The organism is Streptomyces lateritius (genome assembly GCF_014649715.1).
Taxonomy (GTDB): domain Bacteria; phylum Actinomycetota; class Actinomycetes; order Streptomycetales; family Streptomycetaceae; genus Streptomyces; species Streptomyces lateritius.
Genome location: NZ_BMTO01000006.1, coordinates 303670 through 321705, shown reverse-complemented (window position 1 = coordinate 321705; position 18036 = coordinate 303670). Strand labels below are relative to the sequence as shown.

Below are 18036 nucleotides of genomic sequence, written 5' to 3'. Positions count from 1 at the left end.
GGGTGACGTTGCCGCCCGGTTCGGCCGAAGACCGCCGTTCGGCGCCCGTCGTCGGCCGGTTCACGCCGCCCGTAAACTGGGGGATCGGCCCACCATCCACACCCCCTCCACACCGCTAGGGAAGTCGCCAACGTGTCGCTCACGATCGGAATCGTCGGTCTGCCGAATGTCGGCAAGTCGACCCTGTTCAACGCCCTGACCAAGAACGACGTGCTGGCGGCCAACTACCCGTTCGCCACGATCGAGCCCAACGTCGGCGTCGTCGGGGTCCCCGACGCCCGTCTGACGAAGCTGGCCGAGATCTTCAGCTCGCAGCGGGTCCTCCCGGCGACGGTCGACTTCGTGGACATCGCGGGCATCGTCCGCGGCGCGAGCGAGGGCGAGGGCCTGGGGAACAAGTTCCTGGCGAACATCCGTGAGTCGGATGCGATCTGCCAGGTCATCCGCGCCTTCAAGGACGAGAACGTCGTGCACGTCGACGGCAAGGTCTCGCCGAAGGACGACATCGAGACGATCAACACCGAGCTGATCCTCGCCGACCTGCAGACGATCGAGAAGGTCCTGCCGCGCCTGGCGAAGGAGGCCCGGATCAAGAAGGACGTGGGCCCGAAGGTCGCGGCGGTCGAGGCGGCCAAGGAGATCCTGGAGCGGGGCGACACCCTCTTCTCGCAGGGCTTCCTCCAGGGCTCGGAGAAGGCCGAGCTCCTGCACGACCTGCACCTGCTGACGACGAAGCCGTTCCTCTACGTCTTCAACGTGGACGAGGACGAGCTGACCGACGACACCTTCAAGAACGAGCAGCGCGCGCTGGTCGCCCCGGCCGAGGCGATCTTCCTCAACGCCAAGCTGGAGCAGGACCTGGCCGAGCTCGACGAGGAGGACGCCATGGAGCTCCTCCAGTCCGTCGGCGCCGAGGAGCCGGGCCTGGCGACCCTCGCCCGCGTCGGCTTCGACACCCTGGGCCTGCAGACCTACCTGACGGCGGGCCCGAAGGAGTCCCGCGCCTGGACGATCAAGAAGGGCGCGACGGCCCCGGAGGCGGCCGGCGTGATCCACACCGACTTCCAGAAGGGCTTCATCAAGGCCGAGGTCATCTCCTTCGCCGACCTCGTCGAAACGGGCTCGGTCGCCGAGGCCCGCGCGGCGGGCAAGGCCCGCATGGAGGGCAAGGACTACGTGATGCAGGACGGCGACGTGGTGGAGTTCCGCTTCAACGTGTAGCGGGTGACATACCGCCACGTTGCTGATCTGGCAAACATGCAGGTCAGAGAGGGCCCGACTCTACGGAGTCGGGCCCTCTGGCTTTTCCCCGTGCTGGGATGGTGCTGGGATGGCTGACCCCTCGTCACCTGTCATCACCCCTGCTCATCCCTACCGTGCTGGGATCGCGTTGGGATGGGATGAGGGTGCCCGTGCTGGGATTTGCGCGAGCAGGGTGCCGACTGAGCTGTGAAGATAGTGCGGACGTGGCACTTTTCCTACTCGTTTGACACAATCGGGGGTATGGCTGAGACGACGTACAGCATCGGGGAAGGCCCGGCGACGCGGGTGAGCCTGTCGCTGCCGGAGGGGACCGCGGAGGCGATCCGGGCGCGGGTGGGTAAGCGGGAGTTCTCCGCGTTCATCGCCGAGGCGGTCGAGCGTGAGCTGCGCGGGCAGGTCCTGGACGAGTACCTGGCGGACTACGAGAGCCGCAAGGGGCCGGTCTCCGAGCCGGCTCGCCAGCGGGCGCGGCAGGTCTTCGACGAGGTGTTCGCCGAGGAGGCCGAATGGCCCGCCGCAGGCTGAGTCACGAGGGGACGCTGGTCCTCGACAGTGAGGGACTCTCGAAGCTGCTCGCTGACGAAGAACAGGTGGTGGCCCTGATCGCTGAGGCGCGCTCGCGTGGCATGGAGGTCGTGATCAGTGCGCTCACCATCATCGAGGCCGTCCATGCCCGTACGAACAAGTCACGCCTGAACTGGGTGCTTTCCGGGCTGCGGGTCGTCCCGGTCGGTGACGAGGAGGCGAGGGCTGCCTCGAAGTTGCTGATGAATGCCGGATTGCACGGACACAAGTACGCGATCGATGCGGCCGTCGCCGAGGCCGCGCTGCGACAGCACCGCCCCGTGGTCATGCTGACTTCCGATATTGACGACATGGCCAAGCTGTGCGGCGAGCGGGTCCGGCTCGTGGCGGTGTGATTTCCCTCGGTCCGGCTCAGTAGGAGCGGGGTCCGTAGGGGCTCCAGTGACCGAGGAAGGGCTTGAGGTCGTCGCCGCTGGGTTTCGGCGGCGTGGGCAGTTTCGGCGCTGAGACCGATTCGGTGAGGTTTTGGAGGTGCGCGTCCGCGAACGCGAGCCACGCCTCGACCTCGGTCCGCTCCTGCCCGGGCGGAAGTGATGTGGCATGGACGCCTACTGCTGCGACGTATGCAGTCAGGCGCCTGGCCTGGTACCAGGTGTCCGCCTGTTCTCCGAGCTGTTTGACGCGGTAGGCGTGGGCGTAGGCGGCGTGGGCTTCCTGCATGGCGGCTTCCCAGCGCTTTTGCTGTACCTCTCTGGCTTGCTGGTCTGCAAGGCGTTTGCGTTCTGCGGCTTCGCCGCGGAGTCCGACCTCCTGCACGATCTCGGCGAGTTGTTCTTCCAGAGGCCGGTCGGGGAGATCTGCCCATTCGCTTGCACGGTGCGGGCTGCCGCCGCGGAGTATGAAGCGTAGGCGGCTGGAGGGGGTGTAGTCGAAGCGGGGGATGCGCATCCATGAGTGCTTCTTGGCGTCGGCGAGTTCCTTGTCTGTGGGGACGTGTTCGTTGCGGTCCTGTTCTTGGAGGACGAGGAATCCGACACTTTCGCCGTGGGCGGTGATGGAGAAGTGCGGTGGTGCCTTGCGGCGCCGATGGGGCGGGGGCGCGCCTTGTGTGGTTCCGAGCGATGCCTTGTGGCCTTGGGCTGTGGTGGCGGCGATGAGGGTTTGGATGATGCGCAGGGCTCGGCCCTGGAGGGGTTTGGTCAGGCCCATGGGCTGCGGTTGCTTTTGGAGGGCGGCCACGACGGCATGGGGTTTGGTGAGTCTGGCCGGCACAGGGAGCGGGGTGAGTTCCGCGAGGCGCCAGGCAGGGATGTCGACCAGCTTGATCTCGTAGCCGCGGTGGGTGCGGTATCCGTGGATTTCCTGCGTGTGGGGGATCTTGCCGGACTTGCGGGCGGCGTTGACCCGTGACGCCCAATTCACCGCGTGCGGGCCGGATTCGATGGGCTTGATGAGACAGCCGTCGTTCGCAACGGCCAGTTCATCGAGTAGCTGGTCCGCGTAGTTCGCAAGGGCCTTCGGCACGGCTCGGGGGCGCGGCGGTGCCGATTTTCGGGCGGGGCGCTCCGGCGGTCGGGTGCTCTGCTCCACGGGGCGGATGCCGCGTTCGATGAGATGCTGCCGCCCCTTCTCGGTGAGGTGGGCGCTCCAATGCCCGCGGCGTTTGGTGACTTTGATGAGCCCTCGGTTCTGCAGGGCTTGTCCGCTGGTCTTGTACGTGCTGTCTGGCCAGACTCCGTCGGGACACCCCTGGCCCACCCAGCCGAGCACGGCCTGCTGCCGCTTGTTGAAGGCCTGTTCCATGTAGCCTCCCGCCGTTCCCTGAATGCCCTGCACCCGGAGACGAGGGCGTGTTTACGGCGAGAGTCCCGGGCGGCTACGCAGCCTCGTCGCGCATGGCGGACTGGGCCGACTCGCTTTCGACGCCGATGACTTCGACGGTCACGCCGCGAGCGGCGAGGGCCTTCGCGGTCTGGGCCAGGGTGATGGCGGAGAACGGGAAGAGGGAGTCTGGCGTGAGCTTGGCTCCGTCCTTCAGGAGGATCGCGAAGACGACGCGGCGCGGGGTGAAGTCCTCGGGGATGCTGCGGGCCGGATCGCTGTTGACGTGTACGGACCGGGCGAACTCCGCGCGTACGGCCGCGTTCTCGAAGAGGAGCTCAACGGAGACGCGCGCCTGGCTGAACAGGTGACTCAGCGGGCTTGAGGAGTGCGCGGGCTTCACGAGGACAAGAGTGTCGTCCTCGGTGAACAGGTCGCAGATCTCGACGGAGTTGCTTGCCCGAAAGGGGTTGTGGACATTCTTCTTGTCCAGGCAGACCCAGCCGCGACGGGCCTGGGCGGCCAGCTTGTTGTAGTCGCCTTCGTCTACGGGACGCATCACGCGCATACCCTTCTTGTTGAGCTTCTCGACGAGCGGCCAGCGGGGGAGATCGACGGAGGGCGCGTCGGGGAACAAGGGAGCCACGGTCTCGTTGACGTTGCGCAGGTAGCCCGCCCCGAGCTCGTACCACTCACCGTCGAGCAGACAGAACGTGCGGGAGCCGAGGGAGAAAGTGGCCTCGATCCACTTCATGGCGGTTTCCTTGGACAGGGCTTCCAGGGAGGCGGTGCGCGGGGCGAGCGCGGTCCGTGCGGAGAGCGTGTCACGAAACAGTTCGACGGTGCCCTGCCGGAGCGCCGTGACGCGGGCGCCTGCCTTGATCACACGGGCCCGCTCCAGGACGTAGTCGAGACTGAACTCGTCCCGGAGGTGGGGCGGGCAGGACCCGATCTTGATGGTGCAGGCGGTGGACCGGGGCAGGTCGGTGCTCTGGGAGAAGGGGACGGCGGTGATGATCCGGCCGTCTGCGGGACGGCCGAGCGTGGCGTCCAGTTCCGCGTCGAGCGCGTCGATGAGGGAAGGGTCCTTGACCGCGGTGATGTGCTCGACGAAGGCCAGGTCGGGGTGGGGAACGACATGCTCGCAGATCGCGGCGATGGCGCGGATGTCCTTGATCAGTGTGGCGGGGGTGGTGCCGAGTTTGATACGGAGACCGATGCCGCCCTCCGCGGTCATGGCCCCGTTCCTGGTGCCGCTCCCTGCGGTGAGGTCGACCTCGTCGAGATAGCCGCCGAGGTGGCGGATGATCCGCCCGTGGTCCCGGAGTCCGAGTGCCGGTACGGAGGCGCCGGCATGGATCAGAGAACTGTCGATGCGCGCCTGGCCGAGGACGCTGGCAGTGAAGTCCCGCACCTGCCGCGGGTTGATGGCGCGGATACCGAAGGACAGACCGAAGCGCGCGTCCTTGAGCTGGGTGGGGAGAAGCCGGTACCCCTGGTCGAAGCCGATCGCGTACACCGCGCCGTCGACGGCGAGCATGAGCAGTGCGCCGGTGCGCTGCTCGCTCTGCAGCAGGTCCGACCCGTCGGTGAGCCGGAGGATGTCCTTGCCCCAGGCGGCTTCCTCCTTCGCTACGGCGAAGGACACCGCGAGGGCGGGAACTCCCATGTGATCGCTGACGTCGCGCACGACCGCGTCCAGGGTGTCGAGGGCGTCGACGTCGAGGGCTTCGAGCATCGACTCAGGGGTCGCCTTGACGTGGGTCAGGCGGTACAGGGTGCGCTTCGACGCGGTGCTGGACACAGAGGTCTCCTGGGGCGAGGTTGCGGTGCGTTCGGTAACACGAGCGGCCTTACGGGACGGGTGGTGTCGAGGTGGACAGGGGTGAGTGCCCGGCAAGGGAGCGGAGGTGCGGCGATGAGGACGCCGGTGCGGTCGGACTCGTATGGGGCTGGCGTCCCGGCGGGTGGTGCCGGGGTGATGGTGACGAAGGTGCCAGAAAATTGTCGGTGAAATTGTTTGAGAACCTGATAACCCTGGTTATCAACCGCTGGCGAAGCTGAGAGCTCGACCGGCTGTAGCGTGTGAGGTGCCCTGGGAGAAACGTTCTCGACCGAGAGCACGAGGCAGTCGTCACGAAGGGAGCGGAACCGCATGGCTGGCACAGCGTGAATGACCGCCGCAGTCCAGGGCGAGTCGCGGGTGGTGACCAGTGGCCGACGAGGTCGGTCTGGCTTCCGCCGCCGGCCGGCGCGCCCTCGGCGGTCGCCACCGGTCAACTGCGGCCTCGATGGCGCGGGGGCCCGCGTCCCGAGCGGAGAGGTGGCCCAATCGAAGAAGCTCGAAGATCTTCGGCGGTACGATCATCGCATGACGCGTAATGTGGTGATCAGCGGTGGTGGAACGGGAATCGGACTCGCGGCCGCGCGGACCTTCGCGGCGGGCGGGGACCGGGTGCTGCTGCTCGGGCGGCGGCGCGAGGTGCTGGAGAAGGCCGGGGTGCCGGGCGCACTCGTGTACGCGGCCGATCTGACCGAGCCCGAAGAGGTGCGCGGCGTACGGGAGTTCGTGACCGCGGAGCTCGACGGACGGGTCGATGTGCTGATCCACAGCGTGGGCGGCAACGGCGCACTCGAGCCCCCGGTCGCCTCGGACGATCCGCTGGATGTCATCGCCCACGACTGGACGGTCAACTTCCGGATCAATACGCTCACGGCCGCCCTGCTGACGGAGGCGCTGCGTGACCAACTCGCCTCGCCCGGCGGCCGGGTGCTCTTCCTCAGCTCCATCACCGCCTATCGCGGGTCGACTTCGAGTCCGTACGCCGCCTCCAAGGCCGCGCTCCATCCGTATGCCCATGAGCTGGCCCGCGTTCTGGGCCCGCGTGGGATCACGGTGAATCTGGTGGCGCCCGGCTATGTCGAGGACACCGGGTTCTTCGGCGGGAGCGCGCCCGAGGACCGGCGGGCGATGTGGATCGCCGAGACCTCCACCGGACGTGCGGGCACGCCCGAGGACATCGCCGAAACCCTGCACTGGCTGGCCTCTCCCGCCGCCGGACACATCACCTCGCAGGTGATCCAGGTCAACGGCGGTGCCGAACGGGGGCGTTGAGACCGCGGGCAGGTCTGCGCCACAGAACCAACAGGGCTCCTGCGTCGATAAGTTGGCGATCGAGATCGCCAACGGATCGACCAGGAGCCCTTGTCGCGTCACGAGCCCTGCCCACCGGGCAGCCGTCCTCCCTCAGGCGCCGGACGGCACCCTCTGATTCGCCATCAGAACGACATCGTCCGTGGAATGCCGGGGGTCGACCCCCAATCGCTGACGCAGGTATCCGGCGATCAGCGCCAGGGCGTCCCTGGACGTCTGGAGCTTTGCCGCCACTGCCAGGAATCCGTGCGGCAGACCCGCATAGTCGTGATGTTCGACCGGCACGCCCGCAGCTGAGAGCGCGTTCGCGTACGCTTCACCCTCGTCCCGTACGGGGCACAGCTCGGCCGTCAGTATCAATGCCGCGGGAAGTCCGCTGTGGTCGGCCGCTTTGAGCGGCGAGGCATACGGGGAGTCGCCGTCGGTGGGGTTCGCGAGATAGTGATTCCAGAACCATGCGCTCGAATGAGCATTGAAGAACATCGGGTCCTTGTTCTCGCGCATGGACTTCGACGCCAAGTTGTTGTGCAGCGGCGGGTAGACAAGCACTTGGGCGGAAAGCTCCGGTCCGTTCTTGTCTCGCGCCATCAGGGCCATGGCCGCGGCCAGGTTGCCACCGGCGCTATCTCCCGCAACGGCGATGCGCCGGCTGTCCGCGCCGAATTCAGCAGCATGGTCCGCTGCCCATTTCACGGCGGTGTAGCAGTCGTCGACGGCTGCCGGGAACGGGTGCTCGGGCGCAAGTCGGTAGCCCACGGACACCACGACGCAGGGAACCATGGTGGCCAGCGCACGGCAGATCGAGTCCGAGGTGCTCAGGGAGCCGACGACAAAACCGCCGCCGTTGAAGTACAGCACCATCGGGAGCGGCTCGTCGCTCTGCGGGCGGTACACCCTGACCGTCTGCCGGCCGGCCGAGCCGGTGAAGTCTACGTCGAAAACCTCTTCCGGGTGCTCGTGCCAATCCCAGTTCGCTGCTTCGGTTTCCGCATCCGCGCGGCGGGCCTCTTCCACCGACATCTTGTAAAGCGGGGTGAATCCAGTCACCTCACGATAACGCCTGATCATCGCGTAGGTTGGATCAAGCGGCATGGGAAACTCCTCAAACTCTCCGCCATCGTTGCAATACTGAGGACACGGTGAGTGGTGACCGGACGACACGAGCCCGATCTGCCGCGCCGAAACGGACGGTATGATCGCCCTCTCGTCATGCGCGTCCGCACCGCGCTTGTCTGGTGAGAAACATTTCGCTGATCGTTTTCTATGCAGGTAAGTCTCTTGATTACTGCGGGGCAGCCCCCTCCTCTGCCACACTCGGTTCCCGTTCAGTGCATGTTCGGCAATCGCAAGGAGTGGAAATGTCTGACATTCTCGATGAGCAGATCGCCAAGGCTCTCAGGGGAGTCGCTGAACTGCCGGAGGAATTCGAGATCACCGGCGAGCAGAACCTCAGGTCGGACCTGGGGATAGATTCCCTGGGGATGATCGACCTGGTGATGCATGTGGAAGAGGCGCTCGGCATCAAGATCGGCGAAGATTCCATCGGCAATTTCGCCACCGTCGCCGACCTTCAGCGCCATGTCCGCGAATTGTCCGCGACGCCGGTCTCGTAAGGTCCCTGTCCTTAATCCTGATTCAACGGAGTGCCGTGTGTTCGAGTTCAGTCTCCGTCAGGTCGCGCTATGCGGACAGCAACCCGGGGAAGAGCCAGGAGAACTGGCCGCACCTCCATCGGATCTGACCGCGGTCATCGGAACCATCGGTGATCAGTTCCGCGACTCCTTCACCCGCCTGTGCCTGTACTTGGCCCGTACCTACGACGATGCGCCGCAGACGCGCACCGACGACACCGTGGTGATCGGCACCGAGTACGGCAACACCGCAGCACTGGCCCGGCTGCAGCGTCGCGCGGAAACCGACGGCAAGATGCTGTCCGCCAAGCACTTCCCGAATGCCACATCGAGCTCCGCGTCGGCATTCGTGAACCTCGGGATCGGCGCGACCGGCAGGAATCTGACGCTCAACGCGGGCCTGCTCACCCCCGTGATCGCGATCTGGCAGGCGCTGCTCGCGCTCGCCGTCGACAGGTCGTCGACCAGCAAGGTGCTGATCGGCGACGTCTACTCTCCGGAAGCACTGCTGGACGCCCGGCGCGAACCCTACGACCTGCGATGCCGGTCAGGGTTGACCCACGCGACGTTCGTCAAGGGCAGCGAGTTCCGCGCGGATTTTGATTTCGCCTCCGACCACGACGAGTCCCCGGTGCTCGGTGGGCAGATCGGATCGAGCCGGTCGAGTGACCGCAACAGCGCGTTCGTCACCGCCGAGTTCCTCGAACTGATCCAGACGTTGGACATAGGTCAGCAGGCCGTGCTCACCTGCCGGGGCCCGCTCGCCCGCCGCGGCGCGCTGACCGTGACCAGGCAAAGCACCGACACGGCACGTAACGGAGGTCGCGGTGAATAGGTCAGCACGAATCTTCGTCACCGGCCTGGGGATCATCTCTCCGGCCGGCGCCGGCACCGCCCCGTTCTGGGACGACCTGTGTGCGGCACGCAACCGGTTCACCGATCTCACCCCGCTGTATCCGGGCATGAAGGCGGGCACGCTCGGCGGCCGGGTACCCAAGGACGCCTGGGACATCGCACTCGAGCAGGTGAGTGAGCAGACGCGCGCGCGGCCGCGGGCCGCATCGGTGTTCGCCGAGTACGCGGCTCTCGAAGCACTCCGCGACGCGGGCCTGGAGCGTGGCGACGACCTGGTGCGCAACGCTTTGGTGTGCATCGGCACCAGCGACGGTCAGGCCGACGCGCTCGAGGACCTCGTCGGCAACCGCAGAGACATCACCGAGACGGGCGGATTCTCCAGCTACTCGATCACGGAGGACGTCGCGGCGGCCGTCGGCGCCCGGGGGCCGGCGTTCACCACGCAGAGCACCTGTGCCTCGGCGAATGTCGCGGTGTCCTGTGCGATGGAGATGCTGCGCAGCGGTGTCGCCGACACCGCTGTCGTCGGCGGCTGTGATCCGTACTCGGAGAAGAACATCATCGGGTTCAGTTCGCTGCAGACCATCGGCGCGCAACGGTGCAGGCCGTTCTCCGTCGACCGACGCTACGTGACCCCGTCCGAGGGCGCCGGCATCCTGGTGCTGCAGACGGAGAACGCGCTGCGCCCCGGGCAGCAGCCGTATGCCGAAATCCTCGCGACGGCGGTCAACAACGACGCGAGCCATCCCACGGCGCCTGACCGCGACGGCGTCGAGGCGTGCCATCGCCGCGCGCTCGCCGAGGCCGGGATCACCGCCGCCGACATCGACGTGATCTTCGCGCACGGAACCGGCAGCCGGGCCAACGACGCGGTCGAGGGCGGCATCTTCACCGAGGTCTACCCGCGAGCGGCGGTGACCGCGATCAAGGGAACGGTCGGGCACCTGATGGGCGCGGCCGGCGCGGCGGGCGCGGTGGCGTCCTGTCTGACGATGCGGCATCGGACGGTGCCACCGACGGCTGTGGACGCCACGGAGGTCGACGGTGGTCTGAACCTGGTCACCGGTGCGCCGCTGGCGATGCCGCAGCTGCGGTACGTGCAGAACAACGCGTTCGGCTTCGGGGGCAACAACGCGATCAGCATCTTCCGGAACGTCGCGTGAACTCGCCGCTTCGACTGACCTGCGACGGTCCGCTCGCGATTCTCACCATGGACAGCCCACCGTTGAACCTGTTCGACCTCGCGATGTGGGACGCGTGGGAGGCAGAGGTGGCGCGGCTTTCGGATGATCCGCCTCGGGCGCTGCTGATCAGGGCGGAAGGGCGTGTGGTCAGCGCGGGCGTCGAGGTCCAGGTGTTCGCCGACACCGATCCGGCCGACGCGGAATCGTTCTGGGCGAGGCAGCTGCGGATCACTCAGGTGTTGGAGGCGCTGCCGTGTCCGACGGTGTTCGCCGCGCATTCGCTGACGCTGACCGCTGCGTTCGAGCTCGCGCTCGCCTGTGACCTGATCGTCGCGACGGGGTCCGCGAGGTTCGGGCTCGTCGAGCGCAAGGTCGCCTTCACTCCGTCGATGGGCGGCACCCAGAGACTGGCTGAGCGTGCGGGCCCGGCGCGCGCACGCGAGCTCGTGATGACCGGTGACCTGTATCGCGGGTCGGAACTCGCCGAGTGGGGTGTCGTCAACGCGTTGTTCGAGCCTGCCGGATTCCACGAGGCTGTGCACGCCTACGCGATGCGGCTGGCCACCGGACCGAGCATGGCGCACGCGGCGACCAAGTGGATCGTACGCGCGTACCTCGACGGTGGGGTCTCGGCCGCCGACGCGGTGCTTGCCTCGACCGCGGCCGAACTCGTGCGCACCGAGGATCACCGCGCTGCCGTCGCGGCATTCCTGTCGGAGGGGCCGGAGCACCGCACGACCTACCTCGGCCGGTAGGGCGACTTCCGCGCTCCCGGTCGGATCAGCGAACGGTTTCCGGCCCCCGGTGGTCTGACCTGCCGCTTTCCACCGGAGGAAAAGCAAGAGGAACGGCAAGAGTGAGAAGGAAGCGCCATGGACAGGTCCCCCGAGCCGCGCCGCGCGTGTGCGGACATCGGTGGAAGCCGGCATGTCCGTGGCGCTCCGTGCCACGTGAAGGAGCAGAGCGTCCATGGCTGACGTCTGGTACGTCGGCGTCGACCAGGTGCCCGAGTCGCTCGCCGTCCTCCTGGACGAGCGCGACCGCGCCCGCCGCCGACAGATCGCGGTCCCGGCGGACCGGAGCCGCTTTCTCGCCGCGTGGGTGCTGGCGCGCCTCGTTCTCGGCGAGAAACTGGGCCGGGATCCGGCAGCCCTGAGCTTCCATCGGGCCTGCGCCCACTGCGGCGACCCGACGCACGGGAAGCCGGTCGTGGAGACGGCCGGCACCCGTCCGGACTTCTCGCTCGCGCACAGCGGCGGACTCGCCGTGCTCGTCGTCTCGGACCGGGCCGTCGGCGTCGACGTCGAGGACGCCACGGCCAGGGAGCAGCCGTTGGCTCCGGCGCTGTCGGCGCGGGAACGCGCGAACTGCCGGAGTTACGCGGACTTCGCACGGCTGTGGACGCGCAAGGAGGCCTTGCTCAAGGCCGTGGGGAAGGGACTGGCGGTCCATCCGAGGCACATCGAGGTGCTCGGCACGACGCTGCTCGCGCTCCCTGCAGCACTCGGCCGCCCGGAGGACTACACCCTTCGGGATCTTCCGCTGCCGGCCCCGTACGTGGGGTCCGTCGCCGCGCTCGGATCCCGGTTGTCCTTGTCCGTCCGCAGCGGCGAGAGCCTTGTCGGCCGAGCCGCGCAGATATGCGAAGCGCGTTCGATCCCGGCACGGATCGCCGGTCCGGAGTAAGCAACCGTCACCTGACCGCGGGCGGCCTCAGCACGGGCACGCCCGCGAGAATTGCGAGCCATCATGTCGCCCACCCCGTCCGCAGATTCTCCGAGCCCCAGCGACAGCGTGGAACCGCCGGCGACCCAGGCGGACCATGCCCCGGAGCCCCGACCCGCGAAGAATCCCTTCGCGGCGATCGTGCATGACAAGGTCATGCGCGCTCCGCTGTTCTGGAGCGTCGTCGGCCGGCTCCCGCTCTACCTGATCTCCGTCTCCATGGTGGTCTTCACCGCGTCACGGGGTCTCAGCTACTTCTCGGCCGGCCTGCTCCTGTCCGGTTACAGCCTGGGCGGGGCGGTCCTCGCGCCGTTCGTCGCCCGGGCCGTCGACAAGTACGGGCAGCCGCCCGTGCTGCTGATCACCGGCGCGGTCTATCCGCTGGCCCTGATCGGCTTCGTGCTCGCCGACCCGGAGGCGGTGGCCCTGCAGTTGGCGTGCGTGGTCGTCGCCGGTGCCGCGATGCCGCCGATCAGCGGCTGCATCCGCTCCCTGTGGAGCGCGCCGGGCAACACCGAGCGGGTAGGTCTCTCGCTGGAGGCGGTGCTGGGCGAGGTCTTCGTGATCGGCGGGCCGCTGCTGTTCAGCCTGGTGCTGATCTGGGGCAGCGCGGGGGCGGCGCTCGTCGTCGGCGCCGTGCTCACCAGCGCCGGGGCGATCGGGTTCGCGATGACCCGGGCCTCGCGGGACCGGCGGGTCGACACCGGCACCGGCAAGCGCGACCCGCTGGGCGCGCTCCGCTCCGCGGCCCTGGTCCGGCTGCTGGTCCTGCTGCTCGTCGCCGGACTCGCCACAGGCGCGTACAGCATCGCGGTGCCGGCCTTCGTCGAGAGCCACGGCTCCGCCGGTGACATCGGTCTGGTCTTCGGAGTGTGGGGTGTCGGCGGGATTCTCGGCGGGCTCTGGTACGGCAGCCGCACCTTCCGCCAGCCCGCCGAGACCGTCTTCGCCTGGGGCCTGCTCGCCCTCAGCGCGGCCTCCGCGCTGGTGCTGGTCGCCTGGGACAACTGGTCGATGAGTGCGGCTCTCGTCGTCCTCGGCCTGCTGCAGGCACCGGTGACCGCACTCTCGTACGAGCTCATCTCCCGCACTGCGCGCGCGGGTTACGTCACCGAGGCGTACACCTGGGCCATCACGGTCAGCGTCGGCGGCACGGCGATCGGTTCCCAGCTGGGCGGTCTCGTGCTCGGCGCGTACGGCACCTGGGCGCCCTTCCTCGGAGCGGTTGTCAGCATGCTCTTGGTCGCGACGCTGGCCTTCGGCGCACGCCGACTGTTCGCGGAGCCGGCCGAACCCGCCAAGCCCGCCGAGCCGACCGAAGCCGCCGAGCCGACCGAAGCCGCGACTTCGCCCGCCTAGCCCACGCCTTCGACGTCGAACACCCCGGCAACGGGGATGTTCGACGTCTGCGCAGAGGGAATCGGAGAGGAACTGAGGGAAACTGAAGGGAATTGCGGGGGAAGTGGTCCCCGCACACTTGGAATCATGCGTGCACACTCCGCGAGAAGTTCGCAATACAGGCTGCTGCTGGTCATGCCGAACCATCAACTGGTTCGAAAAGGAACCGAAATGGGGATCCGCATCTGGTCGCTATGGGATTCTTCGCAGCTTGACGCGGATTTGCGGCAGCACCTTGAAGAGGTCTCTGAGGAACTGCTGCTCACCGACTTCACCGACGAGAGCGGGCTGCGCGAGCTCATAGCGCGGACCGCGCGGACCCATGACATCGACGTCGTGCTGCACTGCGGACACGGCAGCTCGGTCCTGCCGGTGGTCCGGGAGGCGTGGAGGCTGGGCCTGACCCCGAACTCGCCGGAGGTCTATGAACGGCTCCAGGTCTGCGAGTCGGACGACCGGATCCCCGCAGAGGCGCCCAGAGTGAGCGTCGAGACGCTGACCGTGGACGGGGCCCATCACGTCATCGGCATGACGGCTCAACGCACGACGGGCCCACCGGACTTCCACGTGACCGGCCATCTTCACCCGGCACCGCTGGACGAGGAGGTGCAGAAGGTCATCGCGGTGGAGGTCGTGGACCTGCTGACGGCGAGCGGTTACCGGTCCGGACCCGCACACACACAAGTGGCGCTGCTGCCGCTCGGGCCGCGGATCGTGTCCTGCCGCGCGCACCTCGGCGGCGATCGCATCCCGCTGCTGATCGACATCGCGCGTGGATTCGACCCGGAGGCGGCGGTCTTCGCCGGCCTGCTCGGCAGCCGGCCGGTTGTGGCGCCCGCCTCCCGGTACGCGGAGGTCGGCTTCTTCCTGCTGCCCGAAGGGCGCCTGGAGACGTATACCGGCACGGAGGAGATCGCGGTCACCTCCTGGGTCCGCGGCGCGCGCTTCCCCTACAGGTCCGGTGACTGGATCGCGCCGGTCGGCGATCAGCGCAACCGCCGCGCCTACGTGGTGGTCGAGGGGGATACGCCGGAGCTCACCCGTGTACGGGTGGCCGATGCCCGCCGTGATCTGATCACGCACATCCGGCCGGCCGGCCGCTGACCGGCACCGGGCTGCTGGAGGCCGGGCACGTGGCATGCGGATGGCCGAGCGTCGCGCGGACCTCGTCGTCGGCCGGCGCCCGCGCGGAGTGCAGCGGTCCGGAGATCCTGCGGCCCCATTCCCGCGCCGGAACGCCGGGTTGTCCACCGGCGGCTCCTCGTTCCCGGTGCCGGCTTGACCCGCTGGACGCGGATCCGCAGGCGGGTAAGCGAAATACGTAGCCGCAGCGGACGAATGTCATCGCCATGTGTCGTGCCGGTTGAACCGCTCGCGGACGCGCGGGGCGCCGCCGCGTCCGTAACGTCCGTCGTACTTGCTGGCACACGGCCGGCACAAGTCGCCCGAGTTCCCGCTGGCGATGTGCCGATCGCTCAAAAGTACCTGGCGGTGAAATGTCCGAAAACCAATCGAGCAGTGCTGCTGTCCTCGAAAACTGGGTAGTCAAACCTGTCCGTCTACCGCTTATTCGCCGCCGTTGCCACGTGTGCGCGTCCGACACGTTCCGGACGACCGGCAAATTCCGCGCCAACGCGAACCACAAACTCATCGACATCTGGCTCCTCGCACTCTGCACAGGGTGCGGGGACACCACGAAGCTCACGGTCATGGAACGCATGAATGTGAGATCCGTGCGTCCCGAGCTGCTGGATCGAGTGCACGACAACGACCCCAGCCTCGCGGCCGAACTGCTCCATGACCCGGCCCTGCGGCGCCGCAATCACATCGACCTCGACTGGTCGGACGCCTGGTGCCTCGACACCGGCGGATCGGATCACCTGGAGCGCGAGGTCGTCGACGTCTCGGTCCGCTTCGCGGCGCGCATACCCGTCCGGCCGACGCGGCTGATCGCGGAAGGCTGCGGCCTTTCGCGGGCCGGGGTCGAGAAACTGATCACGGACGGCAGACTCGTCTCGCCCTTCCGGCTGAGCGGCAAGCTCTCCGACGACTTCACCTTCACACTCAAGCGCTGAGCCCCGCCCGCCGGGTGCGCCGCCTCGTGATCGTCCCCGAGATGACGGCCGTTCCGATCTGCGCACCGGTCGGCCTGGCGGCCTGGCGGCCTGCGCGTCATCGCGCGCCGCGAACCGATACACCCTCCGTACGCCCGCGACCTCAAGCCCTGTGAGGTCGCGGGCGTCTGCCGTGTACTCCGAGACATTCCCGCCGACTCGGCCGATGCCGGGCATGCCGGCGATCACTTCGGCGTGCCGGTGCTCACGCGACCGGCCATCGATGAGCTTGCCGGTGTCGCCCGTCACCGCGCAGTTCACGCTGCGGGGATCGGGCGGGTGTCCAGAGGGGAACGGGCCGGGAAGACAGATCGGGAGCATCGGCGGAGTTGAACATCCGGCGTCCACGAAGGAGTCAGCTCATGCGCCGTATAGCCCTGTCTGCCGCCTCGGTCCTCGTTCTGAGTGCGCTGCTGGGCTGCTTCACCGCCTCCCACGCCACCCAGGCGTCGGCGACGGTCCAGCAGCACGCCCTGGCCACCGAGGCGCCGGCCGGGATCGTCGCCGAACCTCGCGACAACCACGGCAACGACTGAGCCTCGCAAGTTCCCAGGCCTCGGAGGGGCAACGTAATGACCATCAGGGTGCTTATCTGTGACCAACTGCCTGTCATCGCGGATGGTCTCAAGACCCTTCTCGACGCGATGCCGGAGATCGATGTGATCGGCACCACCCACAACGGCATGGAAGCCATGGTGCTGGTGCGCACCACGCGTCCCGATGTCGTGGTCACGGATCTGGAACTCCAGACCATCTCCGGCCTCGAGCTGATCCGGCGGCTCGGCCAGGAGGAGGACTCGCCCAACGTCGTCGTATTCACCGCGTCCCAGTCCGACAAGACGGTGAGCGACGTGTTGCACGCGGGGGCGAGCTGTCTGCTCGGCAAGGCCGCCAGCCCGCAGGAGCTGATCGCCGCCATCCAGGCGGCGGCCGCGGGGCAGACCCTGCTCGCCCCCAGCATCGCGGAGCGGCTGGTCAGCTGGTTCCGCGCGCAGCCGGAGCCGCAGGAACCGGTGGCCTGCCCGGAGGTGACCGAACTGACCCCGCGGGAGCGGGAGGTGACCCGGATGGTCGCGCTCGGCATGTCCACCGAGGAGGTGGCCAGCGAGCTGATCATCGGCGAGGCCACGGTCCGTACGCATCTCTACCGGGTGCGGACCAAGCTCGGCGTCCGCGACCGTGCCGAGCTCGTCTCCCTGGCCTACCGGACCGGACTGATCCACTCGGGGGAGCAGTCGTTCGGGGGCGAGCCGGCGCTGTCGCCGGGCGGCCTGCGAGCCAGCTGATCCGCTGAAGCCCGCCTTTCGGCTCACACCGGGAGCACCGCCGCGGCTCGGTTCCGGCGCGCCGTGCGGACGCGGTCCGCGCCGACCGCCCGCCACAGTGCGGCGGGATCGCCGTACCGGGCGGACTCGGCCGCGGCCAGCCGGTAGTACCGGTGCAGACCCAGTTCCGCCGTCATCGCGCGCACTCCGCAGCTCTGCATGCTCAGCCGCACCACGTCGCGCGCGGTCTCGGCGGCCATCGCAAGGGCCACGGCAGGCGCGGTGCCGACCGCGTCGGGCTCGGAGTCGACCAGCCAGGCGCCCCGGTACACCGCCGCCCTGGTGGCGCGCACCGCCACCAGGGCGCGCGCCAGCGGGAAGGAGACGGCCGGCAGGTCGCGCAGCCGCGTACCGAACTGCCGCCGGAATCCGGCGTAATCGACCGCGGTCCGGTGCGCGCCGACGGCGATGCCCAGCAGGTAGCCGGCCTGCCGCAGCCGCGCCCGGGAGAGCGGACCGGTGGGCGAGTCGTCCAGCGGCCCGGCCACCTCCCCGACGGACACCGGCGTGCGGTCGAACCGGATGACCGGCGGCCAGCAGGCGTCCTCGATGCCGAGACCGGCCGCCCCGCGCTCCACCGCGACGAGCACCGGCCCGTCGCCGGTCCGGGTGGCCACCAGTATGTGGGCGGCGCTGACGTCGTCGACCGTGGCCGTGCCGGTGAGTTCCCAGCCGCCCGCCACCGGGGTCGCGGTGACCCGGTCGCCCGTCGGCAGTGCCTCCAGCCCGGCCAGGGCCACGCCCGCCGGGCGACCCAGCTCGGCCGCCAGCGCGTCGGCCCGGTAGGAGTTGCCGCGCGCCGCGCGGCCGAGCTCCTCGCTGACCAGCACTCCGGCGGTGAGGCCGAGACCGAGGCCGCCGGCGGAGACCGGACGTTCGAAGTCGGCCGCGTCCAGTGCGTCGAGGACCGGCCGGGTCGGGCCGGAGGATCCGTCGGTGACCGGCGCACCGTGCAGGTCCATCCGGGCCTCGACGCCGGCCAGGCCCTTGCGCAGTGCCTTGCGCAGTTCGGTGAGGAGCGGATCGGGGTGCAGGTTCATG

Annotated in this window: 18 protein-coding genes; 14 read left to right on the top strand and 4 right to left on the bottom strand. The window is 68.5% G+C overall.

What is annotated here, in order from left to right; genetic code table 11:
- Window positions 1-132: 132 nt before the first annotated feature.
- The 3 genes from ychF (at window position 133) to IE136_RS14605 (ending at window position 2183) form a co-directional block, all read left to right on the top strand.
- Complete coding sequence (ychF, locus tag IE136_RS14615) at window positions 133-1221, top strand: redox-regulated ATPase YchF (protein ID WP_189600531.1); 1089 nt, start codon at window positions 133-135, stop codon at window positions 1219-1221.
- A 282-nt stretch (window positions 1222-1503) separates the two neighbouring features.
- Complete coding sequence (locus IE136_RS14610) at window positions 1504-1788, top strand: hypothetical protein (protein ID WP_006138089.1); 285 nt, start codon at window positions 1504-1506, stop codon at window positions 1786-1788.
- Window positions 1770-2183: a PIN domain-containing protein gene (locus IE136_RS14605; protein WP_037661709.1), complete on the top strand. Its 414-nt coding sequence runs from the start codon at window positions 1770-1772 to the stop codon at window positions 2181-2183. Before IE136_RS14610 ends, IE136_RS14605 begins: the two co-directional genes overlap by 19 nt.
- A gap of 16 nt (window positions 2184-2199) precedes the next feature.
- Here the strand turns inward: IE136_RS14605 and IE136_RS14600 are convergent, their stop codons facing one another.
- Window positions 2200-3591, bottom strand: coding sequence for a hypothetical protein (locus tag IE136_RS14600; protein WP_189600530.1), 1392 nt, complete (start codon window positions 3589-3591; stop codon window positions 2200-2202).
- 73 nt (window positions 3592-3664) lie between these two features.
- On the bottom strand, window positions 3665-5413 hold the full coding sequence (locus IE136_RS14595) for a DUF6119 family protein (protein ID WP_189600529.1): 1749 nt from the start codon (window positions 5411-5413) through the stop codon (window positions 3665-3667).
- A 567-nt stretch (window positions 5414-5980) separates the two neighbouring features.
- On the opposite strand from IE136_RS14595, the gene IE136_RS14590 reads away from it, so the two are divergent.
- Window positions 5981-6724, top strand: a complete 744-nt coding sequence (locus IE136_RS14590; protein ID WP_189600528.1) for an SDR family NAD(P)-dependent oxidoreductase — start codon at window positions 5981-5983, stop codon at window positions 6722-6724.
- 132 nt (window positions 6725-6856) lie between these two features.
- On the opposite strand, the gene lipP1 is transcribed toward IE136_RS14590, so the two are convergent.
- Window positions 6857-7855, bottom strand: coding sequence for a LipP1 family hormone-sensitive lipase (gene lipP1 / locus IE136_RS14585; protein WP_158989975.1), 999 nt, complete (start codon window positions 7853-7855; stop codon window positions 6857-6859).
- Window positions 7856-8121: 266 nt separating this feature from the next.
- On the opposite strand from lipP1, the gene IE136_RS14580 reads away from it, so the two are divergent.
- The 10 genes from IE136_RS14580 to IE136_RS14535 all read left to right on the top strand — a co-directional run bounded on the left by IE136_RS14580 (window position 8122) and on the right by IE136_RS14535 (window position 16956).
- Entirely contained in the window at window positions 8122-8376 is a 255-nt protein-coding gene (locus tag IE136_RS14580) for an acyl carrier protein (protein ID WP_158989977.1), read from the top strand.
- A 37-nt stretch (window positions 8377-8413) separates the two neighbouring features.
- Window positions 8414-9229 (top strand): hypothetical protein, encoded by an 816-nt coding sequence (locus IE136_RS14575; protein WP_189600527.1) that lies wholly within the window; start codon window positions 8414-8416, stop codon window positions 9227-9229.
- Window positions 9222-10412, top strand: a complete 1191-nt coding sequence (locus IE136_RS14570; protein WP_189600526.1) for a beta-ketoacyl synthase N-terminal-like domain-containing protein — start codon at window positions 9222-9224, stop codon at window positions 10410-10412. The genes IE136_RS14575 and IE136_RS14570 overlap by 8 nt, the downstream gene beginning before the upstream one ends.
- Window positions 10409-11188: an enoyl-CoA hydratase/isomerase family protein gene (locus tag IE136_RS14565; protein ID WP_229818843.1), complete on the top strand. Its 780-nt coding sequence runs from the start codon at window positions 10409-10411 to the stop codon at window positions 11186-11188. Before IE136_RS14570 ends, IE136_RS14565 begins: the two co-directional genes overlap by 4 nt.
- Window positions 11189-11402: 214 nt before the next feature.
- Window positions 11403-12119 (top strand): 4'-phosphopantetheinyl transferase family protein, encoded by a 717-nt coding sequence (locus tag IE136_RS14560; RefSeq protein ID WP_158989983.1) that lies wholly within the window; start codon window positions 11403-11405, stop codon window positions 12117-12119.
- Window positions 12120-12299: 180 nt separating this feature from the next.
- The gene (locus IE136_RS14555; RefSeq protein WP_229818842.1) at window positions 12300-13517 is read left to right on the top strand and encodes an MFS transporter; all 1218 of its coding nucleotides are present in this window, start codon (window positions 12300-12302) and stop codon (window positions 13515-13517) included.
- 36 nt (window positions 13518-13553) lie between these two features.
- Complete coding sequence (locus tag IE136_RS14550; RefSeq protein WP_229818841.1) at window positions 13554-14660, top strand: ATP-grasp domain-containing protein; 1107 nt, start codon at window positions 13554-13556, stop codon at window positions 14658-14660.
- Between the two features lie 392 nt (window positions 14661-15052).
- Window positions 15053-15631, top strand: a complete 579-nt coding sequence (locus IE136_RS14545; protein WP_158989989.1) for a DUF1062 domain-containing protein — start codon at window positions 15053-15055, stop codon at window positions 15629-15631.
- Window positions 15632-16032: 401 nt separating this feature from the next.
- Complete coding sequence (locus tag IE136_RS14540) at window positions 16033-16206, top strand: hypothetical protein (protein WP_158989991.1); 174 nt, start codon at window positions 16033-16035, stop codon at window positions 16204-16206.
- Window positions 16207-16242: 36 nt separating this feature from the next.
- Complete coding sequence (locus IE136_RS14535; RefSeq protein ID WP_158989993.1) at window positions 16243-16956, top strand: response regulator; 714 nt, start codon at window positions 16243-16245, stop codon at window positions 16954-16956.
- A gap of 23 nt (window positions 16957-16979) precedes the next feature.
- Here IE136_RS14535 and IE136_RS14530 read toward each other — a convergent pair whose 3' ends face one another.
- Entirely contained in the window at window positions 16980-18035 is a 1056-nt protein-coding gene (locus tag IE136_RS14530) for an acyl-CoA dehydrogenase family protein (RefSeq protein WP_158989995.1), read from the bottom strand.
- Between the last annotated feature and the right edge of the window lies 1 nt (window position 18036).